This window comes from Paraburkholderia sp. LEh10 (assembly GCF_017814945.1).
Taxonomy (GTDB): domain Bacteria; phylum Pseudomonadota; class Gammaproteobacteria; order Burkholderiales; family Burkholderiaceae; genus Paraburkholderia.
Window position 1 is genome coordinate 121,327 of sequence record NZ_JAGIPX010000005.1, and the last position, 22,511, is coordinate 143,837.

Below are 22,511 nucleotides of genomic sequence, written 5' to 3' on the forward strand. Positions count from 1 at the left end.
GAGCCGCTTACGTGGCCGAGTTGGCGTAGTACTTGACGGCGCCGCCGGCGTCGATCAGGTTGCCGCCCGTACGCAGGAAGCCGACGAAGCCGACCTGGCCGTTCAGCGTGAACGCCGAATCGGTCATACGGAACAGCGTCAGGTCCATCACGTCGCGGATGGTGTACTTCGAGAGCTGGCCGAACAGGATCGACTTTGCGTTCGCCGCCATCACCGGCATGTGCTGGTTGATGGTGATCGGACGACCCATCAGGCGATCCGGCGCACCGCCGTTGATCATCGCGTCGGCCTCGTAACCCGGCACGAAGATTGGGCGGCCCTGGCTGTCCTTGATCTTGCGGATCACCTTCAGCGATGAGTCATGCATCATGTAGCCGACGCCCGGCTGGCTGCGGTAGGCCGGATCGACCGAGTGCTCGAGATCGACCAGGTCGTCATAGATCACGGTCAGCGTCTGCCCCGTCGTGCCGACCTTGCCCGAGCCGGCCGCCGTGACGATGCCGTTCGGCTGCGTCGTGCCGTCGCCGATCGTGAAGTGCTTGTTCTGGACGCGAGCGAGGCGCATTGCCAGAAGCGACTGGATGTATGCCTCGATGTCGATGAACGAGTCTTGCACCAGCTCGAACGGCAACGCGATCTTCTTCGACGAGTACTTGAACACGTTTATCGCAAGGTTGCTGAACGACGTGTCCTGGCCGGTTACGGGCGCATTCTGGCCGACGATTTCGCCTTCTTCAGCGGTCGGATCGGTCGCCGGGAGGTTCATCGCTGCGCCGGTGCCCGTGCGGATCGCATGGGCGACCTGACGCATACCGCCGAACGCCTTCATTGCGATTTCCAGCGAGCGCTGATATTCGGTGGCCACCGTGAAACCGCCTTCCGTGGTCGTCGTCGTCGACATCGCGTTGCGGATGTCCGGCGTCTGACGCGCGAGCATGCGCGCGCGGTCTTCATCACCCATGTTCGAGATGCCGCCAGCCATGAACGCACGCAGCGCGCGCGATTCGTCGCCATGCGCGCCCGGCGTGCGCGTCGCAGCATTGAGCGCTGCGGCGTGCTGCGCGGTCGTATCGTCTGCGGCGAGCTGCGCACGGCGATTCTCGCGCGCGATGTCGCCGTCGATAGCTTCGATCTCGGCGAGGATCGCGTCCATGCGATCGGCCTCCGCCGACGGCATGCGCTGGTCCGCCGGATACTTGTTGTTGATGTCGTTGGCTTCCTTCGCCTTCGAGTTACGCAGTTCACGCAGTTGAGCGAGTTTGCTCATATGCACTCTCCAGATGGATTTGACCGCTCGCGCAGGTCGTAGGGACGAAAAAAAACCGCCATCAGGCGGCTGTTCTCAGTTGCGCGAGGCGCGTCACTGATGACTGATGCGGTTCAGCAAGCGCATGCGCTGTTGCTGACGCTCGCGGTGTTCGTTGGTGATGGCGTCGATCGGCTCGGGTGCGGGCTCGACCGGGGCCTTCGGCTTCGGCGCGTTGGCGTAGGCGCTCAGATCCCACGACGCCTGCGCCTTCGGTGCGTTCTCCGTGATGCGATCGGCGAGGCCCACATCGACGGCTTCCTGCGCCGTGAACCACGTCTCGGCGCTCATGTATGCCTTCATTTCGTCGGCGCTCTTGCCGCTGCGCTTCGCATACTGGCCGGCGATCACGCCGTCCGTCTTGTCAAGCAGTGCGGCCGTCGCGGTCAGGTCTTCGGAGTTGCCGATTGCCACGGTCCACGCGCAGTGGATCATGTACATGGCTCCATCGGACATGACGACCTCGTCGGCCGCCGACGCGATCACGGTGGCAGCGCTGGCAGCAACGCCGTCGATGTACGCCACGACCTTCGCGCCCGTGTCGCGGATCGCCGCGACGATCGCCTGCGCCGCGAACACATCACCGCCAGGCGAATTGATGCGCAGATTGACGGTGCCGCCCTTGATGCCGCGGATCTGCGGCACGAGCGATTGCGCCGAGACGCCACCCCACCAGTCCGCCGTGTCGTCATCCGCCACGATCGCGTCATAGAGGTAGATCGTGGTCTCTTCGCCGCTGGTTTCGAGCGCGCGCGGTCGCGTCGGCTTGCGATTGCTCGCCAGCAGCTTGATCAGTTTGCTCATGATGCTCCTTCGTCTGGTTGCCCTGCCGGCTTCGGTGCCGTGTCACCGCTCTGCGTCGCGCCTGCGGTGCCCGCTGCTTGCGCGACACCGTTATAAAGAACGTCACCACCTTCGACAGGGGGCAGAAGTTTGACGTGCCGAATCTCGTTCGCCGTCATCCAGCCCGGAATGCCAGATCCGCCCTGTGCAATGCGGAACGCCTCGTTTTCGCTCTTAAGGTCGCCGCGCTCCATACCCGAGACGTCGAACTCGACGAACAGCCGTTGGCGTACCGGCCAGAGCTTGCGATTGAACTCCTGATTGAACTTGACCAGGTCGCGCAGCAGCGTGAACTTCACAAAGCCGCGGCTCATGTTCTCGACGCCGCTGCCCCACGACGTGGTTTTTTCGGTCGAGCCGACCATGAACGGCGGCACGCCCAGAATCCGGCAGATTTCCTCAAGGTCCCATTTGGCCGTTTCGAGAATCTGCGCATCGACGGGCGACAGGGTCAGCTCCTTGATCTGCAGGCCGCCCGTCAGCACGGCCGGCAGATGCGAGTTGGAGACGCCGCCGTGCCGTTCGCCCCACGTGGCGCGCAGCAGCCGCGCCTGCTCTTCCGACATGTTGCCGGGCGTCGTCAGTGCGAAGTCGGGCCGTGCGCCATTCGAGAAGAACCGCGCACTGTACTCTGCCGCCGCGATCGACGTGCCGACGGCCTGCCGCGCTGCGTAGGTGATAGGGCTCGGGCTGCGGATGCCGTCATAGCCGAGGCTCGGGACATGGATGATGTCAGCCGGGTGCAGCACGTACTCGGCACCGACCAGCGGCTGCACGCGATACCAGAGACTGCCTTCGCTGTCGCGGAAAGGCTGCACACGCAACGGATGGTGCGCCTTGATCGACGACACCGAGCTGCTGCGGAACGATGGCCGCACGATCTCGGCGAAACAGTCGCCATAGAAAAGCCGCGAGGCAACCATGTACTCCCAGAACACGGCCGCCGATACGTCCGGCTCGGGCTGCTCGTTCAGCAGCCACCAGTACGGGTGCTCGATGCGCGAGCGGCCGGTCGGCGTGCGCTCGTAGACGGGCATCGGCAGCGTCGAGATCGCGCCTGCGATCAGTGCAACGCACGCGTATACCGCGGAGACCTTCATCGCGGTCGTCTCATTGACGACAGGCCCGGCGTTGCTCACTGCGCCGCCGCCGATGATGTTCGCCAGTTCCTGAACCGTGAGGCTTTGCCGCGTCTCGTTCAGGTTGTTGATGCGCCCCGTCGTTTCCGGCCCATGCTGTGCACGCCAGGCATTCAGCACGACAGATCCCGGCACGCGGGCCAGCGCCTGTGCGTTCTTGAATGCTTGTTCGCTCATAAGATAACGATCCCGGGTGTTGGTGCTGCCTGCGGGTTAAGACTCATCAGGTTGACGGCGTTGAATGTCGCCATCAGCGGGTCGATCTTTGCCGTCCCGCTTGCCTGCTTCGTGATCAGGATGGCGTTGCCGCGCGGCTCGACCTTCGCGTTGCCAACGCACCACGCCATCATTGGCTGGCCGCCGTGGGTCAGCGCGCCCTCCGCGAGCTTGCGCTCGGTCGTCTTTATGGCGCCGCCCAGCTTCCAGCCCTGCGAGATGCCGAGAATCTTTTCCTCGGGCACTTCCATCTCGACGAGCGCGTCGAGCACGCCACCGATTCCGCCCGGGTCGATGCCGACCTTGTCCAGCATGCCCGAGGCCTCGACCTCCGCGACGTAGCCGGCCAGCTCGTGCACGTCGTCGCCGATGTTCTCGACGAGCGTCAGGTGTCCGTCTTTCGCGAAGTCGTTGAAGCGCGCGGCCTCGGCCTTGCGGCGCTCGAGCACGGAGGGATGCGCCCATGCGTGCGTCCACAACAGCCACTTGCCGGTCACCTTCTCGCGACCCAGCACGGCAAGCCCGAGCAGGTCGTCCAGACCGCCGCCGTCGATGCCGACGTCGATGATCTCCGAGCGCTCAATCAGCTCGGTGAGCGACAGCGCGGTGCCTGCCTGCTGCTCCCAGAAGTCCGCACCAGCCCACCGGTCAGAGCGCAGCGCGAGGCCGATCTCCACATTTGCGTGCTTGGCGAGGAAGCCGCGAAACGACTCTTCGCCCTCGGTCTGCGCCTTCTTGAACTCCCGCTCGAGGAACTCCTGATCGACCGAGAAGCCGAGATTCGGGTTGACCATTCCGAGGTTTTCGACGAGCAGGTGCTGCTTGCTGGCCACCATCTCCGGCGGGTGCTCGAAGATCACGGGAACAAATCGCTTGTCTTCGATTTTCCCGTCGCGCACGGCACGCGCGTATTGAAGCTTCTGCCGGAATACGCCCGCCGGCGGATCGTCGGACTGCGTCGTCAGATAGATGACGAAGCCTTCGGGGCGCGACGCCAAGCCGCCGATCGCCTCGCGCAGCATGTTCTCGGCGTTCGGCTGTTTACCGAAGAGCCAAAGCTCGTCTACGAGGGTGCCGACGCTCTTCTTACCGCCGACCGTGTTTGAGTCTGCCGCGACGACCTTCAGCGTCGCGCTGGTGCCGCGATGCGTGATCGTCTTGATGTGGGTCTGGACCTGCAGCAGGTCGTCCAGATCCTCATCGTGCTTCACCATGTCCCGACTGGGGCTGAAGCTGTTCTGCGCCACTTCAATTGTCGGCGCCAGAATGGCGAACTCTGCCGACTGGCGCCAGTTCATGATGACCGCAGTCATCATGATCCCCGCTGCAATTGTCGATTTCGAGTTCTTCTTCGGCAGGCAGATAAACCACTCGGTGATCAGCCTCCGACCCGATTCCGCGTCATATGCGCCAAAAATCGAGGCGACCAGGTCGAACACCCATTCCGCGCACGACTCACCGAAGGTCGGGCTGCCCGGTGCGTCGACGATCTTGAGCTGCTTGAAGACGGCGAGCGCCTGCTCGGCCATCTCGGGAAAGATCGGCGGCGGAATGATGGACTCGCCGCGCTTGAGCCGTTCGGCCCAGTCGACGCAGCTCGTCTTCCATTCCATGCGATCACTTCCTGTTGTTGACCACCAGCTTCGGCGGTGCGGTCACCGCGAATTTGTTCGCAGCCTTCTTCGCCGCGTCTGCTTGCGCGTCCTTCTTCCCGCCTTCGCCGAGCTTCTGGTGGACGAAAGGCATAAGCGTCTTCGCCGCGTCGATCCGCAGCTTCGGCTCGGTCATCGGATCGTTCATCGCGGCCAGAAGGAAGGCCTTCGGGTCGTCAAACGACAGAATCGCGTTGAGATCAAATCCGGCCGAGACGGCCGCCTTCGTCACCGCGTCTTTTCCGGGCATCTCCGGCTTCGCCGCCGCGCGCGATTTCTTCGCGGGCGGCTTCTTGCGGCACCGCGCGAGGTAGGCGACGACGTCCTTGTCTTTAACAAGCCGCGAGCCTGCCGCCGACGCTGTCGCCGCGCTGTATCCCGCCTCGATTGCCGCGTCCTTATTGGACTTCCCGGCGATAACAGCGTCAGCGAACCGCTGCTTCTTCACTGTTAAAGCCATTAACACGATCTCCCATGGGGAAATAATCTGTGCGTGGGATACCGATCGGTTTCGGCCGCCTCGGCCGCCCAGACTTTCGACCCGCCCCTGGGGTGGGTCGCCTCGACATCTGCTTTTGGAGCCGTCAGGCGCTCTCACGACGGGCCGCTTCACCGCCCGGCACGTGCGCCGGCCTCTGCCGCTGTCTTCGCCTTGTGGCACGCGTCGCACAGCGGTTGCAGGTTCGCGTCATCATTGCTGCCGCCCCGCTCGAGCGGTATGACGTGGTCGATCTGGTCGCGGCTCGCCATCCAGAGCCGACCGCAGCCAGCGCACCGATGACCATGAGCCAGCGCGACACGCTGGCGCGTCTTCATCCACGTGCTGCCACGGACGCGCTCGGTCGTACCGGCCTTCACCTCGAGCGTCTTCACGCGGCTCGCGGTGAGCGTCTGCAGTCTCGGCTTCAGCGTCGTGAGCCTGCTCATCGTGTATTCCACGCTCTGCCAGCGGCACGGCGCGTTTCCGAGAAGCAATCCATAATGCGAGTCCGCAACGATGGGGGATGCACGATGGCAGTAAAGGAACGCGTGCTCGCTGAGTGCGCCATATGCGGCAATAGGTTCATGCGTCCGCTGACCTTCGCCAACAGGCGAGAATTCGGTACTAGATCGACGAAGGCACAGTGCCCGAAATGCGGAAGCGTTCTCACCTACCATAAGACCAAGCCGGCCGATGGAAGAGCCCGATAGTCCGCAGAAGCCACAACGTCACTTCTACAGCGGATAGCAAAAAGCCCGCTCGGCTTTCGCTTAGCGGGCTTCGGGCGCACAACCGTCTCAAGCAGGAACTATCGCGACTCGCGTGTTTGTCAATCAGGCCGCAATCCGGCGGCAATCCTTTGTAGCCTCGCGACATCGCGAATGCGTAAGCGCCGCCCCATCCGAATGATGATCGCATCGGTTTCGAGTGCCTTGAGCACCCGTGATACGGTCTCGCGGCTCACTTGAGCCAATGCTGCCATCGTCGCCTGATCCGGAATCTCAACTGCTGGCCATTCGCCTGCCACCTGTTCGCTCAGTCTGGAAGCGATAACTGCGGCGACGCGAGCGTTGGCGCGTGGTGCACTTGATTTCTCTACACGCTGTGCCAATGCCATATATTCAGCCGCGAGCTGTTCGCTAACAGAATGCATGAACGATGGAGATCGTAGGAGAAGGCGGACATGTGTGCGACTCAAACTCGCGACCGTGCTCGGTGCTGTCGCAGTAACACTAAATGGCAGCGGAGCCTGCTGGATGATTGGCGCCATACCGATGGCTTGTCCACGGCCAAGTGTGCAAATTGGAGTTTCGCGGCCGTCGACTGACGCGATGAAAGCACGTAGTTCTCCCTCGAGCAACATGTGCAACGCGGAGTTTTCATCGCTGGCAAACGCGACCTGCGCGCCTACCTTTATGCGAACTACGCGCACCCATTCGAGGATGCACTTCCATTCTCCATCGGTACTGGCCGCAAGCAGTTTTTGTTCTTTCAGTAACCTATTAAGCGCTTCTTCTTTCATTTTTCCTTCTCGTGCGTCAAGCATTTGACACGATTAGAAGCGCTTTGCTACGGAGGTCGTTTCGACACCATGTGTCGAAAAATAGATCAAGGCCGATTCCATAAAGCCCGGATCTATAAGCCATGCATGCCCGAAGCGACGTTGTGCGCATTATTCTCGCGTGGCCATGCTTCGTACAGCAGCAGTTGGCTCAGAATTCAGCGCAGCAGATGCGAAGCATGACGCGATGCATGACGTCCACGCGCTAGATCAGCAAGCGGTCGTCGTCCGACGGCTTGCGCTCGGCAATCGTCACGATCAACCCGGTCTCGAAAATTATCGAGATTTATATTTGCATTGAAAATTCGGGTCAACTCTCTCGTTACTGCATAACAGAGGCGGGCCAAGGTGGCGCCTGAAATGCAAAAAGCCCGCCTAGCTTTCGCTTAGCGGGCTTTGTGCGCACGATCGGTACGGTATCTGAAAACGGATGATATGGCGGTGTTTTCCGCCAGTCAAGCATTTCGTGAGACGAGCATGCCGATGTTGTCGAGTCGTTCGGCAAATGCAGTCAGTCCGTCTTTCTCAAGATCCTTGATGAAATCACGGATCAACTTGACATAGCGCTCAGCAGTTCGCTTGCTGCCGATGCCCTCATCCTTCGCGATGTCGATCGGGCTTTCGATGTCCTTTTCGCCGAAGTACTTCTTAATGACGGCCACTCGGAACGCCCTCACAGGCAGCACGACAGGATGTACGCGCGCAATGTGATCAGCTAGTTGGCTCACCGCCTCTTCGAACACCGGATTCGCTCGCCAGCCACGGCAGCACGAGCGACGGCAGTCGCACCGTTCGCGCCGCGATAGACGGCCGGTCACGAGCACGGCGATCTGCCAGTAATCGATGCGTTGCAGCTCTGCGAACACCATGCCCGCCTGCCCGGCGCCGTCCAGCCCGACCAGGCCGCGACCGCTGCCCTGCGCACCACGCTGCAGGATCTTCCCCATCGCCGACATTGCGTACTGCTGGCTCGAGTAGTTGCACGCGAAGACGATCGCTTCCTGCGCGCTCTTGAAGATGCCTTCGTGCTTGATTTCCATATTTGCCTTTTTGTTATCCGTTCGGCCGATCAGTCCGCCATGACATAGAAGTTGATGCCCCAATGGAGTAACCATTCGACGAGCGAATTGCGCAGCTCGGGCACGCGTGGAAATGGATACTCAATTTGCCGCTGCTTGCCTACCTCGCACTGACCGACCAGCGGGCAGCCATCGAAATAGATCAACGTGATGCTGGCGTTATCGTCGAGGCGCTGGACCGATGTCTCGCGTAGCTGGAGCGGCACGTCTTCGACGTTGACGTATGCGAATGCGCTCATGGCCTATCCCTCACGTCCCATTCAAGATCGCCGCTCGCGAGGAACGGCTGCAATGACTTCCAGTTGTGCGCCACGACAACCTCAACCGTGTACGTGCCGTCCGGGTTGAAGCGCGTCGCAGTCGCGTCGACGCTGTACTTCTCTGGCAGATACACATCGGCGTGAATCCACGCGCCTGAAGCCTTGCCGCCGTGCATCGTGTGCTGCGGGCCACGCACGCGCACGACCAGACACTCGAAGGTGTGATAGTTCTCGATCCATCGCCGCCCCTTCTTGACGGTCGGCAGCGGCATTCTCACTACGAGCCTCAAGCGGCCTCCTTCATTTGAATCGCCATTTTTTCGGCGCGAATCGGCTCCCACCATTCGAAAGCTAGATCCCACGCGTCGAATTTTTCCGCACGCGACGCTGCCCCCTGATCTATCCACGCATGGCATCGCGCGCAACCCGGCACAGTGAAACGATGCTCGGCTTTCTTGCCCATTCCCTTTCCGTGCTTCGCCTGATTCGAATGGCACGGAACTACGGTCGCATCGACAGCCCATAGCCTGCACACACCAACGATGCGCAAATAGCACGGCTCGCCCCGGCATGCCGCGAGATACTTCGAGCCTTCCTCGACTGTCGGCTTCTTGATGCGCCGCTTCATCGACGTCTGCCATTCGCGCTTCTTGCGATCGGCCAGCGCGAACGGCTTCGGCTCTTTGCGCTTGAACGGCGAGCGGGCGAGCGACGTGCGGCGCTGGAGAGGTGCCGAACGCTTCAAGCGGCCTCCGCTTCCGCGGGCACGAGCACATCGGTATTGAGCACCGGCATGTCACCGACGAGTCCGACGATGTTGCTCGCGGTGTACACGCGCAAACCGAGCCCTCGCGCGAGGTATTGCTCGATGGATGCGCCCCGCGATTTCGCCCAGCCATCGAGCAGCGCCACGCCATCGCAGTCGACGAGCTGCTTGATGTCAGCACGCATGCATTCGAGCCAGCCCGCACTCGGGTTAGCATTGATCTCAGCCGGGTTCACGATCTGAAAGCCAAGGGCGCGCAGGCGCGCGGCCTCGGCGTGGAATGCCGGAAAGTTCAGGTCGGCATAGCCCGTCATTGGGCCTGCGATATAGAGCTTCAAGCGGTCACCTGGAGAATTGCGGTTTTGAACGGGCTATTGCGCAGTCGAGCGCGATCACGTCGACGCCGGCAATTTTCTGCGTTGCTCTTGGCTACAGGCTTCGGGGCGTCCTGCTCTTTGCCGACAAGCCATTTCGCGGCGAACGTATGGCCGCAGTGCTCCCAGCCAGCGATAAAGAAGCCCTTTCCATGTACGCGCCCCAGCATGTGAACGACACCGGCTTTGGACGCGCCGATCAGCATCGCGATTTCGCGCGCCGTCAGCGGCAGGCTGTCGTCGAGCACGTTGCGCGCGGCCTGCTCGATCCATGAATACGTCGATCCCGTCGTACCCTTGAATTTGCCGTTCAGCCCCATACGGAGTGCGCGGCCGTGAATAGCACGCTGAGAGCGCCCGGGCAGTTTTGCGAGAATCTCCTTGATCGGCGTTCCCTTTCGGTACGCGCGCCGGATGATCCTGTCTTCAACTTCCGTGAACGTCGATGGCGCCGGCAGACTTACGCCGATGCGGATGGCGCGCTGGATGCATGCGCGGTGAGTGCGCCCTGGCAGCAAATGCAGTTGACGCGACACGTTTCCACGCTTGTACATTTCAGCAAGGATCGCGTCCTGCTCGGGAGTCCATTTGTTCCCCATCAGATTTCCTTGATCGTGATGTCGTGCTTGTCGAGCATTTGCTTACGCTTTTGGATGTACGTCCGGTTCTTGCGGGTGGCTTCGGACTTCACATCCTCGACAACTCGCTTGCCCGTTGCGGTGTCGATGTAGACGAAATCGGCGACATACTTCGACGCGCGCTCCCATTTGCCGTCGTCGCGTTTCTTCCGCTCGGTCAGGATGAACGGCACCTGCAGTTCGAGATCGCTGATCTGCCCGGCCGCCTGCAACTGGATTAGGTGAAACCAGCGCGAGCGCTCTTTCTCGCTATCGAACTTGATGCCGTTGTGCTCGCACTTCGTGTTGCGGTACTTCGGCGGCTTCTTCGCCTTTGCCATGCACAGCGACGGCGCTTGCGCGGCGAACGGATCGTCGGCGTAAAAATCGTCGAGCGCACTGGATTGCGGCGGCACGCCCGTCTTCTCGTAGATGCGGCGCTGGGCGGTCGTCATCGTCGGGCGGCTGTCGTCGCGCACGCGCGCCGTACCCACCGTCGTCGTCCCGGCCGGAACCACCATCGGCCATGCCGCGCGCTTCGTCATGCGGCCTCCCCGAGATCACGGCGGCATAGATAAACGCCGCGACACGCAAGACGACGAAGCGCCTCGACGCAGTCATCGCCGAAGGCGAACATCACAGAGCCGGCTCCCGCGCGCGCCTTCTTATGGCGGTTTTCATTTCCGGGAATGAAGCCGATGCGGCCAGCCAGAAACAGCGTGGCATCGGCGGTCGACAAAGCCTCCTGGCACCACAGCGCATCGGTTCGCGAGAAGACGAGCGCGATCCCGTTTGCGTGGCCAATGAAGCGGCGCATCCACGCCGGCGTATCCGGGCCATATGGCGGATTCAGCCATACGCGGCCACTCCACGGCTGCATCAGGCCGTTTTCGAACACGGTGAACTTTGTATTGGCGGGAACGGATGTTTCGAAGTCGTGCGGGCTCGCAGGGTCCATGTCAAATCGGATGCCGAGCTCATCGAAGATCCATTCCGGCGTATACCACTCGACGCTCTTGTGCGCCGGAGCAATGCGGTGCTCCCCGAACATTCCGCTCATGCCGCCTCCGTGTTGCCGCTCTTGTCGCGCGGGATGTCGTTGAAGTACGCGTACAGGGCCTCGTAGCGCTCTTCGCTCTCGCGGCTCACCGTGCGCAGAAGCTCTTCCATCCATTCGCCCGGGCCGGCCAGCTTGCAGACCTTCGCCTTGTACTGCTCGAAATACTGGAACTTCGAGCGATCGACGCCGAGCTGCGCGCCGCGCGCCAGATAGCCGCTCTCCGATTTCCACCAGTCCGCAGCGATCGCCGTGCCGTTTGCCGCCTGAACCGTTTCAGCCTTCACCGGGAACAGTCCCGTCCAGCCGCGCAGCACCGCCTCTTCGACGCACGCCTGCGGGCTCTGGCCTGCAGCAGCCAGCATCTCCAGCTTCTTGATCGACACGCGGGCAGCCGGGCGCGTCCACGGCGCGTCCTTTGTCTTCGCTTCGCGGTGTTCACACCACATGTCCCATACGGCGAACGGGATGGTGTCGGGCAGTTCGATGTTCAGAAGTTCGGCATGCAACGCAACTCGCGGCGCACGCCGCGCGGGTTGGTGGTTCTCTGATGGTTCTGAAGGTTCTTGGTGATTCGGGTGCAACCCATTGCACCCTTTCACGCTGTCCATTGCACCCTTTACGTCGCCCGTTGCACCCTTTTTGTTGCCCGTTGCACCCTTTTTATTGGGTGCATTCTTTGCACCCTTTGGGCCAGCGGAAATGGGTGCAATCTCTGCACCGTTTATCCAGTCCGGATTGATTCGGTATTCGCACGCGCGGCCACGCCCACCACTAGCGTTCGCGACCAACAGCAGCCAGCCACGCTTCACCATGCTCTGGATCTGGTATTGAACGGCGCGCGGCGACCGGCGTGTCTTCTCCGCCATCGTGTCGATGCTCGGGAAAATGTGTTCGCCGTTGTCATCGCAGAAGTCGGCAAGCTTTAGCGCCAGGAGCAGCTCGTGGTCTTCCCCGGGGTAGCGGTCCCAAACCATCGTTTGGATCTTGATGCTCACGCAGCCACCTCGGCAGGCAGGCCCAGCGTTTCGTTGTGAACGCCCGTCGCAGCGCATTTCTGCGTGCCGCGTACCTTCAGCGCCTCGCCGTCGATGAGCTCGCGCACGCGGCCGCAGACGCTCGACAAGCGAAGATTCGTGCGGTCGGCGATCTCCTGGCGCGTGAGCGTCATGTGCGGGCTGTAGAACAGGTTCAGAATCATTTGCTTCTGTGTGCAGCGCTTCGCGCCCGTCATCGAGTCGTAGCCTGCCAGCTGGGTACGCGTAGCTCGCATATGGATCACTCCGCCATGCCGCGCAGACGCGCGGAAATGTTGAACAGCACCTGCGCGTGCTTGAAGATGCGCTGCTCGACCTGATCGACCTCGCGCAGCTCGACACGGCCGTCATCGAGCGTCTTGCAGATCTCCTGGCCGACCTCGCCATGTGTCGCCCAAGCCTCGCCCATCAGCTCGACGATCGCGGCGTCGTTGCAGTTGCCGACATCGGGCACCTTGACCAGCGCATAACCGCGTGCGCGCGCCCACGCTTCAAGGATCCGGTCGTCATCGGCCATCTCCGTCAGGTCGACCGCGTTCTTTAGCGTCAGATGGTGCGTATCGGTGTTCGGGTTGGCCTTGTTGCGAAGGACTTGCGCCGACATGCCGATCCGCGGGGCGAGCGATTCGCATCCGCCGGGATAGCTATGCACGACTGCGTGCGCCGTATCGAGAATGTTCACTGTTTCTCCAATCAAACGTGTTTTCCCGCACTGAGGACTACTAAAGTCCAGGCAATAATCAAGAAAACGAGAGGATTCAATGGGTAAGAAGCTGACCGCTAGATCGCTCGCGCGTCCCGAGCTGGGTGCACCGATTGCGTCTTTGCTGCTGCTGGCTGCCCTGCAGCCTCTTTTAGCGCCTCAAACTGCTTCGTCAGGTTCTGACGCACAGTTTCAAGCTCTTCCGGATAGCGGGCACCACGCACGGCAATCGCACACAGCGCCTCCCGGATCTGCTTCTGCTCGGATGCACTGAGCGCCATGTCAGGCCGCCGCTTTGACGGGGTCGTAGAAGCGGATGGTGCCCTTGGCCGGTTCATTGCGCATCGGCTGGTGGAAGAACACGCGGGACGACAGCGTTTCGTTGTCGCCTTCTTCGACGTGAAGCGCCGAGGGGTTCTCCTTGCGGATCAGCTCAGTCACAGCGTCGACGCCGCCGTACTTGGCTGCATTGCGGAGCATTTCTTGATGGTGCGGAAGGTGCATGTACGTTCCTTAAATCAGAAAAGGGCCGGGTCTCCAGTCCGTGGCAGAATCGGGCTCCCACACCGCGAATCACCCATAGAACAGAGACCCCATGAAGCTTGCAGAAAAACTCAAATACCTGATTTGGGAGGACCGAATCGTCACGATCAGCGATTGTGGCGATTGGTATCTCCAGAGGTCACTTCTCGGATGGCTGCGGCACAGGTGCAAGAACATCTGGAACTCGAACCACTGGTTCGTCACAGGGACGTTCTCCGCATGCTGCGCCGTTGGAGCGACGCTCGTCACCAACCAGATCACTGCCAAGAACAACGACGCGGCCGAGGGCAGCAAGGAGAACAACCTTCACGCCAGGGTGGTTCTTCTCGAATGCAGCCCGCAAGCTGGCGATCTGCTCCTTTGCAAGAAACCCGTCAACGCAGACAAGAACAGTATCGCCGGCGCGAATCAGGACACCGTCGGCAACCGTGATGCGCACCAGCAACTTGCGTCGAAACCATGAAATGAGGTGCCTCATATCAAGCAGCCTCCCTGGTGAATGTATTGCGCAGATACGCCCAGTTGACGTCCGGTCGAAGATCCTCGCAGCGAACGGCACCGTTGCTCTCGCAATCGATGTTTATGCACAGCGATTCACCGAGTTGCTGAGCTGCACTGATGGCTTTCCGCAGATAACCGATCGTCGTGCCACACCGACGCGCAAACTCCTCCTGCTGGTCGGGAGTCATCGAGTTAAGGAAGGTGCGTAGCTTGTCCATAACCATAATATTACCGGACGGTAATTGCAAGTCAATACCTTTTGGTGATTTACCTTTTGGTAATTGACATGGAAAATTGCTGCATGACGGAAACAGACGAACTGCGCAAGCAAGCTGCAGCGCGCCGCGCTGCGCGCTTGGGCGAACTCATCCGTACGCGGTTCGAGCGACAAGCCGATTTCATCGCCCTCATCGATGGCAACCAAGGCGAGGTTTCCGCCCTGTCAAGTATTCCGCCGAAGAAGTCGTTCGGCGCGATCAAAGCCCGCAAAATCGAACAACAAGCGGGATTGCTCCCGAATTCACTAGATGCGGATGTGGGTAGCCCGTTCTATGCGCACGAGATCGATCCGCCGAAAAACGATCCAAATCAGCCTGTCATCGAGCCTTCGCCTGCTGACAAATCAGGTACGATAGATGCGTCTTCATTGACGCCGAACCAGCGACTTAAGGCTGCGCTCGTCCCCTTGGGCGTGTCCGCAGAAGCCTTGGCTGGCGTGGCAAAGGTAGGAGTCGACGTCGCATCGCTTTGGCTGTCCGGCGAAGGGTCGGACGTAGAGATGCTCCATGCTGTCGCGATTCAAAACACCTACGGCGTCAATTCGGTGTGGCTTCTCAAAGGTAAAGGCGACCCCGGCGTCGCGGTCCGCTACAACGATGAATTCCGACCCAGAGACGTCGTCGGCAATAAGCTAATCCCGGTGGTAGGCATGGCTCAGCTCGGTGATGACGGGCACTGGTCGGATTTGGAATACCCCGTTGGACACGGTAACGGCTACGTCGATTTCCCGTCGCGCGACCGTAACGCATACGCCCTGAAGTGCGAGGGTGACTCAATGAGTCCGCGCATTGAGGCTGGCGAGTATGTGATCGTGGAGCCCAACACCCCGGTGAAGCCCGGGAAAAATGTGATGCTCCGGTCGAAAGACGGCCGAGTGATGGTCAAGAAGTTCTTGTATAAGGCCGCCGGCCGCACCTATCTGATCTCGATAAATAAGGCGCACCCGCCGATCTCCTTCACTGACGACGAGATCGAGAAAATGCATTTCATTCGCGCGATCGTCGACGGCGACTCTTGGACGCCCGACGTTCCATACCTGCCCAACTAGCGGTATCCAACCAAACCAGCAGAACCCGCTTCGGCGGGTTTTTTTGCGTCCCGAGAGACAGAGAAAACCCTTACTCGAAATTTAATTACCAAACGGTATTGACACAGCGTATTACCGTCCGGTAATCTTCGCTCCATGCACTCGCAAACAGCTTTGAGTGGGAGCGTCTCAAGACGGCGCGGCGTCTCTAAATAGCCCGTACAGGTCTCCGAATGTGGGCATACCGAGACGCTCCCGCTGAAAGCTGTTGCTCATACCTACTACGGAGCAAGGACCACATGAACCGTGTTGCTTTCGATAACGATCTGCTCGCCGCGTGCGAACGTACGCACGGCGTTACTGCGCTGCTCGCGATCCTGCTGTTCATCGCGATCGGCTGCGGCTGGTTTCTCTGCGTCGCGGTCCCGGCGGGTGCAGTGTGGAAATGATCAAGATCTGGGCCGGCGCTGCGGCGGTCGTCGCTATCTATCTGCTCATGTGTTCCGTCTCGGACCATCGCGCCGCAGAAATTGAACGCTGCAGCGTAGTCCGCTGTTCCTGATCGCGCAAAGACCCATCAATGGATGCAAAGCTGATTTTGTGTTTAGTAGTCCTAGCCGCTTTGCTGGTAGGTGTTGCACTTGGCTTCATGTTTGCCGGCATGGACCGCGCGCCGAAGAACAGGCAGGACGCCGACGAGCACGAATGCAACGCGCCCTACCGGCGCTTCGATGAATAGCTCACTCCGTTACGGCGGCTCACCCGGGCCGGCGCTTTGTGGGTGCAGTCCCGGCCCACTCTTTTTTGGACACTGACATGCCGTACGTAAATGTTTGGGTCGATGACACGGACGTGCTCGAAGACGCGTCTGACGAAGACCTGATGAAGGAACTGCGCAAGCGCAATCTACCGGCTCTCGCAGACACGGAAGAAGCGCAGATCGATCTGGAAAAGGTCTTCTACGCCTTCTATTTCGGAAAGGAACACGAAGCCATCGCGCTGATGCGCAAGTACGTTCAGGACGTCACTGGGAGGACGTTGCCATGAAAGAACGTCCGATCCTCTTCAGCGGCCCGATGGTGCAAGCGCCACAGACGCGCCTCAGCTCATCTAAATCTGGCCCGCTCATCGCGAAGAAGCGCGCTAGCCTCGCGAATGTCGTTCCAGATCGGCCTGTACGGCTGACCGTACTGTTCGGAACAACTTATATGGTCGTGGGGTGCATTTGCCGCGGGATCGCGGGATGCAAGCTGGATCGCCTTGTTCAATTGGTCGCGAACCCTAATCAGAAGGCGGGCGGATTCAACCGTCGCCAACTGAGAGATCGGAATCCCGTTCAAGGTTTCGAGAATTTGCATGAGCCTGAGCCTGTAGCGCGCGCGGTCCTCTCCCGTCTCAGTCTTCAGCGGATCGCTTTTGGCTGCTTCCATCTCGCCTACCGACAGGTATGCGTCTCGCGCAAAAGACGCAGCCATACCAATCAACCGAGCGGACTCCGCGTTCTCGCGCTTCTGCTGACGGCGCCGTTCAAGGTGATGTTGGAGAAACACAACTCCAAATGCGCCACCGATAGCAATGATCGATGCGGCGGTCTGCGCAACGGACAACCAATCTGCTCGATGGAAAGCCACCATGCGTGAACTCCCGATATTGTTTTCTGGCGCGATGGTACGTGCGCTGCTCGACGGCCGCAAGACGCAGACGCGCCGCGTCGTGAATCCCGAGCCGAGCGCCGGCGTGCGCGTATCCCCGTTCTGCGCATCTGGCCTCGAAGATGGTCACGGTCGCGAGCTGCGTTCGCCCTACGGCAAGCCTGGCGACCGTCTGTGGGTGCGCGAGACCTGGGCGCAACCGACGACGCTCGACCCGGGACCGACCGTCTATCGCGCCGACTACCCGGCCTGCGTGCCGGCCGGATTCGAGAACGTGCCGGCGGCCGAAGCCATCACGTGGAAGCCATCGATACACATGCCGCGCGCGCTGGCCCGCCTCACGCTCGAAGTGACCGGCGTGCGTGTCGAGCGCCTGCAGGACATCAGCGCCGACGATGCGCGGGCCGAGGGACTCGAATACCGCGAGGATTACATCGCCGGGCGCGCGTGCCGCCGCTGGCGTTCCTATGGCTCCGCCGACGGTTGGTTTCCGGAAGGCCGCGACATTGCGCCGATTCACTCGTTCCAGACGCTGTGGGACGGCCTCAATGCCGAGCGCGGTTTCCGTTGGACCGTCAATCCGTGGGTCTGGGTCGTCGAATTCAAAAGGATCGAAGCATGAGCAAGATCGTCATGACCTTCGCCGACAAGGGCGACTTCGCGGCGCTTCACGCTGCCGAGCAGTGGTGCGCCGATAACGGCTACTCGGTCGGTTCTGGTTGCGCCGGCATGCCGCGTGGCCTCCTGCGCGGCGAGTGGGTGATCGCCAAGTGGCGCAACCTCACCGGCCAGGAAATCGCCGCGCTCGACGGCCGGATGACCGGCGATATGCGCAACGGTCCCGTCACCGTCTCGGTGAAAGAGTGACGACCATGCCAATGAGAGCGCACGCCATATGAAGCGGGATTGCTCTGACTGCATACACAGCACGCGCGGCGAATATCCGCTGTGTCGGCACCTAAGGATCTGCGTGCCGACCTGTTTGATGAATACCCAGTGTTCCGACTGGCTGAATCGCACAGAGCATTCGGCGGCGAAGACGAAAAACGAATGCCATCGATCTGCGGGAAATCTGGCCGCTGGTTCGATAACGGCGAAACCTGATCTGATCTACCGCAAGGACAACGACAACCATGCGAATCAACGTTTATAGCCAAGAACTGACCGACGAGGTCAAGCTGATCGAGAAGCCCAGCAACACGGGCGTCACGTATAGCGCGGTGCAACTGATCCTTCATAGCAGCGACAAGCTCCACCATCCGCCCGAAGACGACGACCGCAGCGCCGTGACGTTCTGGCTGCCGAAGTCGAAACATCGCCGCGAAGCGCTCGCGCTCGCTTTCGAAAACATGGCGCGCATGGTACGTAACGCGCCCGACGAAACCGGACTGGACTGAGACATCATGACCGACTATCCAACGATAGATGACAAGCTGGCCACGCTCCGCAACGCCATCGAAGGCGGCGTAAAGGCCGACAGCGCGCAGGCAATGCACCTAATGGAACTCGTCGACGCAATCGGCGAGCAGTTCAAACGCGAATTGGCAGACGCCGCCCCTGTCGCTGACAGCGCGATGGCGAAGGATGCGGAGCGGTATCACCACCTTCGAGAGTGCAACAGCGGTTCGCTCGTAATCGTCCAGATCATGGGAACGGGCGACGACGATCAGGTTGTGCTGACGGAAAGTGACGCCGACGCCGCCATCGACGCTGCTATCGCGGCATCCGAAGAGCAGGAGTCGTCTCATGAATATTGAAAGCGGCAACCAAAGCCCCCGCACTGAAGAATGCAAGGCTGACAATCACACACGCCAATCCCAGTTTCAGAGTGGGCATATGCGATTCCGGATCCTTGAAGCCCAGCAACTCATTGAAAAGGACGATCTGAGTGAGATACGAGCTGAGGAACGCTCCGCCGATGCTAACCAAGCCGAGAACGAACATACAAATCGAGAGCTTGAGAGATCCGGGATCGACTGCTGCACTGACTTTGTCGTACGCGGCAATGATCCCTGCGGCGGCCCCACCGTTCAAGAGCGCCATCAGCTTAAAGGCTTCGACGGAAATCGTGATCATCGATTTGTAGGTTTCCAAAGCGTGATCGTCTTTGAAGCTTGCACCCATAACACCCCCGTTTTTTGAGGCATCGTAGCATGAGCGAGAACAGCAAAATCGAGTGGACCGACCACACGTTCAACCCGTGGGAAGGTTGCCAGAAAGTCGGGCCGGGCTGCGATCACTGCTATGCCGAGACGCGTAATGCCCGGTTCGCAGGCGGCACCGCGATCAACTGGGGGCCGGGCGCGCTGCGGCGTCGCACATCGCCCGCGAATTGGCGTAGGCCGCTGCAATGGAACAAGGCGCATGCCGAATTCTTCGCGCAGCATGGCCGCCGCCAGCGCGTGTTCTGCGCCTCGCTCGCCGACGTATTCGATAACGCCGTCGATCCGGCGTGGCGCCGCGATCTGTTCGACCTGATCGAACTGACGCCAAATCTGATTTGGTTGCTTCTCACAAAGCGGATCGGCAACGTGTTTGAGATGGTCGCTCGCGCGCGATCGCACGACTGGCTCGCAGGTCGCGACAACGTCTGGCTCGGAGCGACGATCGTCAGCCAGGCCGAAGCTGATCGCGACATCCCGAAGCTACTCAAGGTGCCCGCGCGAGTGCGCTTTCTGTCAATGGAGCCGCTTCTCGGGCCGGTTCAGCTGGACCAGTTCCATCCGACGCGAGAGCCAGTATTGCCGCCCCTGATCGAGGGAGTCGATTGGGTGATCGTGGGCGGAGAAAGCGGCCACGGCGCGCGCCCGATCAATCCCGCATGGGCGCGCTCGCTACGCGATCAATGCGCAGCTGCAGGCGTGCGGTTCCTCTTCAAGCAATGGGGCGAATGGATGCCAGCAGACGCGGACGATTGCGATCCGGGCATCGGGAATCGACGCCTGATGTGGAGCGACGGTGTCGCTTATTCGGAGCAGGACGGCCAGCGCGCTGCAGCCCTCATGGCGCACGTGGGTAAGAAAGCCGCCGGCCGCCTGCTCGACGGCCGCACCCATGATCAATTCCCTAGAGGTGGTGTATGACGTTCACCCCGCCATCAACCGGGAGCCATCACGTCGGCACTGTTCACGACGATCTCTTGACCCGCTGGCGTCGAGACCGACTTGCGCGAGACGGCAAGCGCGATCAAGTTCCAACGCTCATTGAAGACGTCTTCTAAGCTTCCTTTGATGTTGCCGCGAAGAATGCCAAGCGCTGTGCCCGAAATGAAGCACGGGAGATCGACATGGTTATGACTCGCAGTGAACTCCAGGCCATCGCGTGTGCCGACATGTGGATTGAATACACGAAATCCTTGAACTTCATTAACCATTGTCGCCTCCGTCTTCAGGCCGAAATCTAGCATGACACAAGCAGCACAACGAGTAATCGAAACAACGAGAAAACACTGGGGTATCTAATGAAGATCCGACTTGATGAATGGCTGAAGCGCGAATTCGATCCGGCGCCCGCTATCCGCACGGCTCGGCTTTGGGTCAACGCCGGCAAGATCTATCCGGCACCCGTCAAGGTCGGCCGCTCATACTACGTCGAAGAAGGCGCCGTTTTCCGCGACGGCGTTCAAAAGCCGCGACTCGTTCATCGGGCATTCGGCCATGGCAGCTAGACCGCGCATCCGGCGTCGTGCGAACTGGCCGGAAAACCTGCACGAGCCCCGGCCCGGCTACTACGTCTGGCGGAACCCGGTCACGAAGAAGACTCTGTCGCTCGGCTATGTGCCGATTGAGCAGGCGATCTTCGAGGTGCTCGAGGCCAACGCAAAGGCGAAGGAGATTGTCCCGACGAAGCGGCTGGTCGAGCGCATGGAGGCAGGCGAGGAAACCATCGCCGATCTGCTGCTCAAGATGCCCAACACGGACGTGAAGCCGGCGACGATAGCCGCGCGCCGGCATCAGGACAAGGTGATCCGCGAGAACCTCGGCCATATCAAGTGCTCGGCGCTGACGACGAAGCACGTTGCAGACATGCTCGAAGCGATCGAAGCGCGCGGGAAGATGCAATGGTCGGTCAACGTGCGAAGCCGGATGCGGGCCGTCTGCCGACGCGGCATGGCGCTCGGCTGGATGGAAAAGAATCCCGCCGAGGCGACTGACAAGGCGAAGGTGAAGGTGAAACGCAAGCGGATGACGATGGAAGTCTTCAAGGCGACGCTCGCGAAGGCTCCGGAGGTCGCTCCGTGGCTGGAGAACGCGATGCTGCTCGCGCTGGTGTCCGGACAGGCATTGTCGACCATCGGCCGCTGGGAGCGATCGTCCGTCAAGGGCAGTGAAGCCGTTGTCACGCGCGCGAAAACTGAAGTGAGCATCGCCATTCCGCTCGCGCTCCGGATGAACGCGATCGGCTATTCGCTCGAGGAAGTGATAGCACGTTGCAAGTCGACCGGCGTTGTCAGCAAATACCTGATCCATCACATCCGCGGCAATGTGAAAGCGCCGCGCGGGTCGAAGATCAAGCTGAAAACGATTTCAGAGAAATTTCTGGAGGCGAGGCGGCTCGCTGGCTACACGGCCGAGGATGAACCGACTTTTCACGAGATTCGCAGCCTGTCGAAACGGACTTACTTGGAACAGGGCGGCGTAGACACGAAAGCGTTGCTCGGCCACCTGACCGATGCGATGGCGGATCTGTACGCCAATTCACGGGGCCTGGAACCTCTGAGAGTCAAAATTGCAGGGACGTAATCGCGGTTTCAACTGGCACGATCCAGCACTGACGAGAAAGTGGCCAAGGCAGCCGCGAGATCGCATTTAAAAATCTCGCGGCACTCAACAAAGTTCCCGGATGTTTTTTCATAGACCACAGGCGCACGATACGACTCAAGCAGTTCGTGAACGGCAAACTCGTGTCGCCCCGCGTTTCGTTCAAGTCGGACGATCTTTTTTATGTCCCAGTCTTTGATGTTTCCGTATGCCTCGTTACGCAAAGTCAACGAGCGGTCCTGTGGGTGCTCCTTGCTAAAACCGACCTTAACGTAACCCGTCGTCTTCGAATGGGCGAGATAGACGTATCCCGGGTCCGAGCTACGCAACTGATACGCAATCTTCGACGTATCGCACTGGATACAGTGGCCCGCCTTTGTTCGAAGGGTATGGCCTGCCTTTTGGCACGCGGCTCCTCCGTAATAGAACTTCTTGTCCATTTGACGCATCACCGCTTCCCGTTGCGATTGAGATAGCCCAGTTGCATCGAACAGCAACGACAGTGAAATTTTCTGGGATTTCAGAAACGCCAATTGTTCGCTTGTCAGTTGCGCCATTTCTCGCCCCCGCTAGTTTGAGTTTTTATGCGCCCGCCCTCGGACGCGCCGCCAATTGTACGCAAGCGCCGATGAGCTTTGGTATACCGCTCGGGTGTCTA

The 22,511-nt window shown here is 60.4% G+C and carries 37 protein-coding genes; 14 read left to right on the forward strand and 23 right to left on the reverse strand.

Going from position 1 to position 22,511, the window contains the following annotated elements; all coding sequences use genetic code 11:
- Positions 1-7 precede the first annotated feature (7 nt).
- The 20 genes from J8I87_RS06045 to J8I87_RS06140 all read right to left on the reverse strand — a co-directional run bounded on the left by J8I87_RS06045 (position 8) and on the right by J8I87_RS06140 (position 13,595).
- Complete coding sequence (locus J8I87_RS06045) at positions 8-1,267, reverse strand: phage major capsid protein (protein ID WP_209930531.1); 1,260 nt, start codon at positions 1,265-1,267, stop codon at positions 8-10.
- A gap of 93 nt (positions 1,268-1,360) precedes the next feature.
- Entirely contained in the window at positions 1,361-2,110 is a 750-nt protein-coding gene (locus J8I87_RS06050) for a head maturation protease, ClpP-related (protein ID WP_209930532.1), read from the reverse strand.
- Positions 2,107-3,465, reverse strand: coding sequence for a phage portal protein (locus J8I87_RS06055; protein WP_209930533.1), 1,359 nt, complete (start codon positions 3,463-3,465; stop codon positions 2,107-2,109). Before J8I87_RS06055 ends, J8I87_RS06050 begins: the two co-directional genes overlap by 4 nt.
- The gene (locus J8I87_RS06060; protein WP_209930534.1) at positions 3,462-5,117 is read right to left on the reverse strand and encodes a terminase large subunit; all 1,656 of its coding nucleotides are present in this window, start codon (positions 5,115-5,117) and stop codon (positions 3,462-3,464) included. The genes J8I87_RS06055 and J8I87_RS06060 overlap by 4 nt, the downstream gene beginning before the upstream one ends.
- 4 nt (positions 5,118-5,121) lie before the next feature.
- A complete protein-coding gene (locus tag J8I87_RS06065) occupies positions 5,122-5,616 on the reverse strand; it encodes a terminase small subunit (RefSeq protein ID WP_209930648.1) in 495 nt (164 codons plus the stop codon).
- Between the two features lie 149 nt (positions 5,617-5,765).
- Positions 5,766-6,083, reverse strand: coding sequence for an HNH endonuclease (locus J8I87_RS06070; protein WP_245253724.1), 318 nt, complete (start codon positions 6,081-6,083; stop codon positions 5,766-5,768).
- 383 nt (positions 6,084-6,466) lie between these two features.
- Positions 6,467-7,159, reverse strand: coding sequence for a Crp/Fnr family transcriptional regulator (locus J8I87_RS06075; RefSeq protein WP_209930535.1), 693 nt, complete (start codon positions 7,157-7,159; stop codon positions 6,467-6,469).
- A gap of 494 nt (positions 7,160-7,653) precedes the next feature.
- Complete coding sequence (locus J8I87_RS06080) at positions 7,654-8,154, reverse strand: hypothetical protein (RefSeq protein ID WP_209930536.1); 501 nt, start codon at positions 8,152-8,154, stop codon at positions 7,654-7,656.
- A gap of 113 nt (positions 8,155-8,267) precedes the next feature.
- The gene (locus tag J8I87_RS06085; protein ID WP_209930657.1) at positions 8,268-8,516 is read right to left on the reverse strand and encodes a phage portal protein; all 249 of its coding nucleotides are present in this window, start codon (positions 8,514-8,516) and stop codon (positions 8,268-8,270) included.
- Positions 8,513-8,827 (reverse strand): hypothetical protein, encoded by a 315-nt coding sequence (locus J8I87_RS06090; RefSeq protein WP_209930537.1) that lies wholly within the window; start codon positions 8,825-8,827, stop codon positions 8,513-8,515. Before J8I87_RS06090 ends, J8I87_RS06085 begins: the two co-directional genes overlap by 4 nt.
- Positions 8,824-9,282, reverse strand: coding sequence for a hypothetical protein (locus J8I87_RS06095; RefSeq protein ID WP_409518725.1), 459 nt, complete (start codon positions 9,280-9,282; stop codon positions 8,824-8,826). Before J8I87_RS06095 ends, J8I87_RS06090 begins: the two co-directional genes overlap by 4 nt.
- Positions 9,279-9,641, reverse strand: a complete 363-nt coding sequence (locus tag J8I87_RS06100) for a DUF4406 domain-containing protein (RefSeq protein WP_209930538.1) — start codon at positions 9,639-9,641, stop codon at positions 9,279-9,281. Before J8I87_RS06100 ends, J8I87_RS06095 begins: the two co-directional genes overlap by 4 nt.
- Positions 9,638-10,276, reverse strand: a complete 639-nt coding sequence (locus tag J8I87_RS06105; protein WP_209930539.1) for a hypothetical protein — start codon at positions 10,274-10,276, stop codon at positions 9,638-9,640. The genes J8I87_RS06100 and J8I87_RS06105 overlap by 4 nt, the downstream gene beginning before the upstream one ends.
- Positions 10,276-10,839 (reverse strand): DUF1064 domain-containing protein, encoded by a 564-nt coding sequence (locus J8I87_RS06110; RefSeq protein ID WP_209930540.1) that lies wholly within the window; start codon positions 10,837-10,839, stop codon positions 10,276-10,278. The genes J8I87_RS06105 and J8I87_RS06110 overlap by 1 nt, the downstream gene beginning before the upstream one ends.
- Complete coding sequence (locus tag J8I87_RS06115; protein WP_209930541.1) at positions 10,836-11,354, reverse strand: DNA N-6-adenine-methyltransferase; 519 nt, start codon at positions 11,352-11,354, stop codon at positions 10,836-10,838. The genes J8I87_RS06110 and J8I87_RS06115 overlap by 4 nt, the downstream gene beginning before the upstream one ends.
- Positions 11,351-12,349, reverse strand: coding sequence for a helix-turn-helix domain-containing protein (locus J8I87_RS06120; protein WP_209930542.1), 999 nt, complete (start codon positions 12,347-12,349; stop codon positions 11,351-11,353). The genes J8I87_RS06115 and J8I87_RS06120 overlap by 4 nt, the downstream gene beginning before the upstream one ends.
- Complete coding sequence (locus J8I87_RS06125; RefSeq protein WP_209930543.1) at positions 12,346-12,624, reverse strand: hypothetical protein; 279 nt, start codon at positions 12,622-12,624, stop codon at positions 12,346-12,348. The genes J8I87_RS06120 and J8I87_RS06125 overlap by 4 nt, the downstream gene beginning before the upstream one ends.
- Positions 12,625-12,629: 5 nt before the next feature.
- Positions 12,630-13,070, reverse strand: coding sequence for a phage regulatory CII family protein (locus J8I87_RS06130; RefSeq protein WP_209930544.1), 441 nt, complete (start codon positions 13,068-13,070; stop codon positions 12,630-12,632).
- Between the two features lie 98 nt (positions 13,071-13,168).
- Positions 13,169-13,372, reverse strand: coding sequence for a hypothetical protein (locus J8I87_RS06135; protein ID WP_209930545.1), 204 nt, complete (start codon positions 13,370-13,372; stop codon positions 13,169-13,171).
- A gap of 1 nt (position 13,373) precedes the next feature.
- The gene (locus J8I87_RS06140; protein ID WP_209930546.1) at positions 13,374-13,595 is read right to left on the reverse strand and encodes a hypothetical protein; all 222 of its coding nucleotides are present in this window, start codon (positions 13,593-13,595) and stop codon (positions 13,374-13,376) included.
- Positions 13,596-13,686: 91 nt separating this feature from the next.
- Between J8I87_RS06140 and J8I87_RS06145 the strand changes: the two genes are divergently transcribed.
- A complete protein-coding gene (locus J8I87_RS06145; RefSeq protein ID WP_209930547.1) occupies positions 13,687-14,097 on the forward strand; it encodes a hypothetical protein in 411 nt (136 codons plus the stop codon).
- 16 nt (positions 14,098-14,113) lie between these two features.
- On the opposite strand, the gene J8I87_RS06150 is transcribed toward J8I87_RS06145, so the two are convergent.
- Positions 14,114-14,383, reverse strand: coding sequence for a transcriptional regulator (locus J8I87_RS06150; protein ID WP_245253726.1), 270 nt, complete (start codon positions 14,381-14,383; stop codon positions 14,114-14,116).
- Positions 14,384-14,436: 53 nt separating this feature from the next.
- Between J8I87_RS06150 and J8I87_RS06155 the strand changes: the two genes are divergently transcribed.
- From J8I87_RS06155 to J8I87_RS06205, 11 genes are all read left to right on the forward strand, one after another.
- Positions 14,437-15,462, forward strand: a complete 1,026-nt coding sequence (locus tag J8I87_RS06155; protein ID WP_209930548.1) for a S24 family peptidase — start codon at positions 14,437-14,439, stop codon at positions 15,460-15,462.
- A gap of 278 nt (positions 15,463-15,740) precedes the next feature.
- Positions 15,741-15,890 (forward strand): hypothetical protein, encoded by a 150-nt coding sequence (locus J8I87_RS06160; RefSeq protein ID WP_209930549.1) that lies wholly within the window; start codon positions 15,741-15,743, stop codon positions 15,888-15,890.
- Positions 15,891-16,021: 131 nt separating this feature from the next.
- The gene (locus J8I87_RS06165; protein WP_209930550.1) at positions 16,022-16,180 is read left to right on the forward strand and encodes a hypothetical protein; all 159 of its coding nucleotides are present in this window, start codon (positions 16,022-16,024) and stop codon (positions 16,178-16,180) included.
- A 77-nt stretch (positions 16,181-16,257) separates the two neighbouring features.
- Positions 16,258-16,488: a hypothetical protein gene (locus J8I87_RS06170; protein ID WP_209930551.1), complete on the forward strand. Its 231-nt coding sequence runs from the start codon at positions 16,258-16,260 to the stop codon at positions 16,486-16,488.
- Complete coding sequence (locus J8I87_RS06175; protein WP_209930552.1) at positions 16,485-17,081, forward strand: hypothetical protein; 597 nt, start codon at positions 16,485-16,487, stop codon at positions 17,079-17,081. Before J8I87_RS06170 ends, J8I87_RS06175 begins: the two co-directional genes overlap by 4 nt.
- On the forward strand, positions 17,074-17,715 hold the full coding sequence (locus tag J8I87_RS06180) for a hypothetical protein (RefSeq protein WP_209930652.1): 642 nt from the start codon (positions 17,074-17,076) through the stop codon (positions 17,713-17,715). The genes J8I87_RS06175 and J8I87_RS06180 overlap by 8 nt, the downstream gene beginning before the upstream one ends.
- On the forward strand, positions 17,712-17,960 hold the full coding sequence (locus J8I87_RS06185) for a hypothetical protein (RefSeq protein WP_209930553.1): 249 nt from the start codon (positions 17,712-17,714) through the stop codon (positions 17,958-17,960). The genes J8I87_RS06180 and J8I87_RS06185 overlap by 4 nt, the downstream gene beginning before the upstream one ends.
- 266 nt (positions 17,961-18,226) lie before the next feature.
- Entirely contained in the window at positions 18,227-18,490 is a 264-nt protein-coding gene (locus J8I87_RS06190; RefSeq protein WP_209930554.1) for a hypothetical protein, read from the forward strand.
- 6 nt (positions 18,491-18,496) lie between these two features.
- Complete coding sequence (locus tag J8I87_RS06195; protein WP_209930555.1) at positions 18,497-18,850, forward strand: hypothetical protein; 354 nt, start codon at positions 18,497-18,499, stop codon at positions 18,848-18,850.
- Positions 18,840-19,235, forward strand: a complete 396-nt coding sequence (locus J8I87_RS06200; RefSeq protein ID WP_209930556.1) for a hypothetical protein — start codon at positions 18,840-18,842, stop codon at positions 19,233-19,235. The genes J8I87_RS06195 and J8I87_RS06200 overlap by 11 nt, the downstream gene beginning before the upstream one ends.
- Before the next feature lie 11 nt (positions 19,236-19,246).
- The gene (locus J8I87_RS06205) at positions 19,247-20,176 is read left to right on the forward strand and encodes a phage Gp37/Gp68 family protein (protein ID WP_209930557.1); all 930 of its coding nucleotides are present in this window, start codon (positions 19,247-19,249) and stop codon (positions 20,174-20,176) included.
- A 14-nt stretch (positions 20,177-20,190) separates the two neighbouring features.
- Here J8I87_RS06205 and J8I87_RS06210 read toward each other — a convergent pair whose 3' ends face one another.
- Positions 20,191-20,466, reverse strand: coding sequence for a hypothetical protein (locus tag J8I87_RS06210; RefSeq protein ID WP_209930558.1), 276 nt, complete (start codon positions 20,464-20,466; stop codon positions 20,191-20,193).
- Positions 20,467-20,553: 87 nt separating this feature from the next.
- Between J8I87_RS06210 and J8I87_RS06215 the strand changes: the two genes are divergently transcribed.
- A complete protein-coding gene (locus tag J8I87_RS06215; protein WP_209930559.1) occupies positions 20,554-20,760 on the forward strand; it encodes an excisionase in 207 nt (68 codons plus the stop codon).
- Positions 20,750-21,835: a tyrosine-type recombinase/integrase gene (locus J8I87_RS06220; protein ID WP_209930560.1), complete on the forward strand. Its 1,086-nt coding sequence runs from the start codon at positions 20,750-20,752 to the stop codon at positions 21,833-21,835. Before J8I87_RS06215 ends, J8I87_RS06220 begins: the two co-directional genes overlap by 11 nt.
- 8 nt (positions 21,836-21,843) lie before the next feature.
- Here J8I87_RS06220 and J8I87_RS06225 read toward each other — a convergent pair whose 3' ends face one another.
- A complete protein-coding gene (locus tag J8I87_RS06225) occupies positions 21,844-22,410 on the reverse strand; it encodes a hypothetical protein (RefSeq protein WP_209930561.1) in 567 nt (188 codons plus the stop codon).
- Between the last annotated feature and the right edge of the window lie 101 nt (positions 22,411-22,511).

Bases quoted from the DNA above. Each gene is read 5' to 3' on its own strand.
- J8I87_RS06045 (WP_209930531.1), bottom strand. From the start codon at position 1,267: ATGAGCAAACTCGCTCAACTGCGTGAACTGCGTAACTCGAAGGCGAAG.
- J8I87_RS06050 (WP_209930532.1), bottom strand. From the start codon at position 2,110: ATGAGCAAACTGATCAAGCTGCTGGCGAGCAATCGCAAGCCGACGCGA.
- J8I87_RS06055 (WP_209930533.1), bottom strand. From the start codon at position 3,465: ATGAGCGAACAAGCATTCAAGAACGCACAGGCGCTGGCCCGCGTGCCG.
- J8I87_RS06060 (WP_209930534.1), bottom strand. From the start codon at position 5,117: ATGGAATGGAAGACGAGCTGCGTCGACTGGGCCGAACGGCTCAAGCGC.
- J8I87_RS06065 (WP_209930648.1), bottom strand. From the start codon at position 5,616: ATGGCTTTAACAGTGAAGAAGCAGCGGTTCGCTGACGCTGTTATCGCC.
- J8I87_RS06070 (WP_245253724.1), bottom strand. From the start codon at position 6,083: ATGAGCAGGCTCACGACGCTGAAGCCGAGACTGCAGACGCTCACCGCG.
- J8I87_RS06075 (WP_209930535.1), bottom strand. From the start codon at position 7,159: ATGAAAGAAGAAGCGCTTAATAGGTTACTGAAAGAACAAAAACTGCTT.
- J8I87_RS06080 (WP_209930536.1), bottom strand. From the start codon at position 8,154: ATGTCGGCGATGGGGAAGATCCTGCAGCGTGGTGCGCAGGGCAGCGGT.
- J8I87_RS06085 (WP_209930657.1), bottom strand. From the start codon at position 8,516: ATGAGCGCATTCGCATACGTCAACGTCGAAGACGTGCCGCTCCAGCTA.
- J8I87_RS06105 (WP_209930539.1), bottom strand. From the start codon at position 10,276: ATGGGGAACAAATGGACTCCCGAGCAGGACGCGATCCTTGCTGAAATG.
- J8I87_RS06110 (WP_209930540.1), bottom strand. From the start codon at position 10,839: ATGACGAAGCGCGCGGCATGGCCGATGGTGGTTCCGGCCGGGACGACG.
- J8I87_RS06115 (WP_209930541.1), bottom strand. From the start codon at position 11,354: ATGAGCGGAATGTTCGGGGAGCACCGCATTGCTCCGGCGCACAAGAGC.
- J8I87_RS06125 (WP_209930543.1), bottom strand. From the start codon at position 12,624: ATGCGAGCTACGCGTACCCAGCTGGCAGGCTACGACTCGATGACGGGC.
- J8I87_RS06135 (WP_209930545.1), bottom strand. From the start codon at position 13,372: ATGGCGCTCAGTGCATCCGAGCAGAAGCAGATCCGGGAGGCGCTGTGT.
- J8I87_RS06140 (WP_209930546.1), bottom strand. From the start codon at position 13,595: ATGCACCTTCCGCACCATCAAGAAATGCTCCGCAATGCAGCCAAGTAC.
- J8I87_RS06145 (WP_209930547.1), top strand. From the start codon at position 13,687: ATGAAGCTTGCAGAAAAACTCAAATACCTGATTTGGGAGGACCGAATC.
- J8I87_RS06155 (WP_209930548.1), top strand. From the start codon at position 14,437: ATGACGGAAACAGACGAACTGCGCAAGCAAGCTGCAGCGCGCCGCGCT.
- J8I87_RS06160 (WP_209930549.1), top strand. From the start codon at position 15,741: ATGAACCGTGTTGCTTTCGATAACGATCTGCTCGCCGCGTGCGAACGT.
- J8I87_RS06165 (WP_209930550.1), top strand. From the start codon at position 16,022: ATGGATGCAAAGCTGATTTTGTGTTTAGTAGTCCTAGCCGCTTTGCTG.
- J8I87_RS06170 (WP_209930551.1), top strand. From the start codon at position 16,258: ATGCCGTACGTAAATGTTTGGGTCGATGACACGGACGTGCTCGAAGAC.
- J8I87_RS06175 (WP_209930552.1), top strand. From the start codon at position 16,485: ATGAAAGAACGTCCGATCCTCTTCAGCGGCCCGATGGTGCAAGCGCCA.
- J8I87_RS06180 (WP_209930652.1), top strand. From the start codon at position 17,074: ATGCGTGAACTCCCGATATTGTTTTCTGGCGCGATGGTACGTGCGCTG.
- J8I87_RS06185 (WP_209930553.1), top strand. From the start codon at position 17,712: ATGAGCAAGATCGTCATGACCTTCGCCGACAAGGGCGACTTCGCGGCG.
- J8I87_RS06190 (WP_209930554.1), top strand. From the start codon at position 18,227: ATGCGAATCAACGTTTATAGCCAAGAACTGACCGACGAGGTCAAGCTG.
- J8I87_RS06195 (WP_209930555.1), top strand. From the start codon at position 18,497: ATGACCGACTATCCAACGATAGATGACAAGCTGGCCACGCTCCGCAAC.
- J8I87_RS06200 (WP_209930556.1), top strand. From the start codon at position 18,840: ATGAATATTGAAAGCGGCAACCAAAGCCCCCGCACTGAAGAATGCAAG.
- J8I87_RS06205 (WP_209930557.1), top strand. From the start codon at position 19,247: ATGAGCGAGAACAGCAAAATCGAGTGGACCGACCACACGTTCAACCCG.
- J8I87_RS06210 (WP_209930558.1), bottom strand. From the start codon at position 20,466: ATGGTTAATGAAGTTCAAGGATTTCGTGTATTCAATCCACATGTCGGC.
- J8I87_RS06215 (WP_209930559.1), top strand. From the start codon at position 20,554: ATGAAGATCCGACTTGATGAATGGCTGAAGCGCGAATTCGATCCGGCG.
- J8I87_RS06220 (WP_209930560.1), top strand. From the start codon at position 20,750: ATGGCAGCTAGACCGCGCATCCGGCGTCGTGCGAACTGGCCGGAAAAC.
- J8I87_RS06225 (WP_209930561.1), bottom strand. From the start codon at position 22,410: ATGGCGCAACTGACAAGCGAACAATTGGCGTTTCTGAAATCCCAGAAA.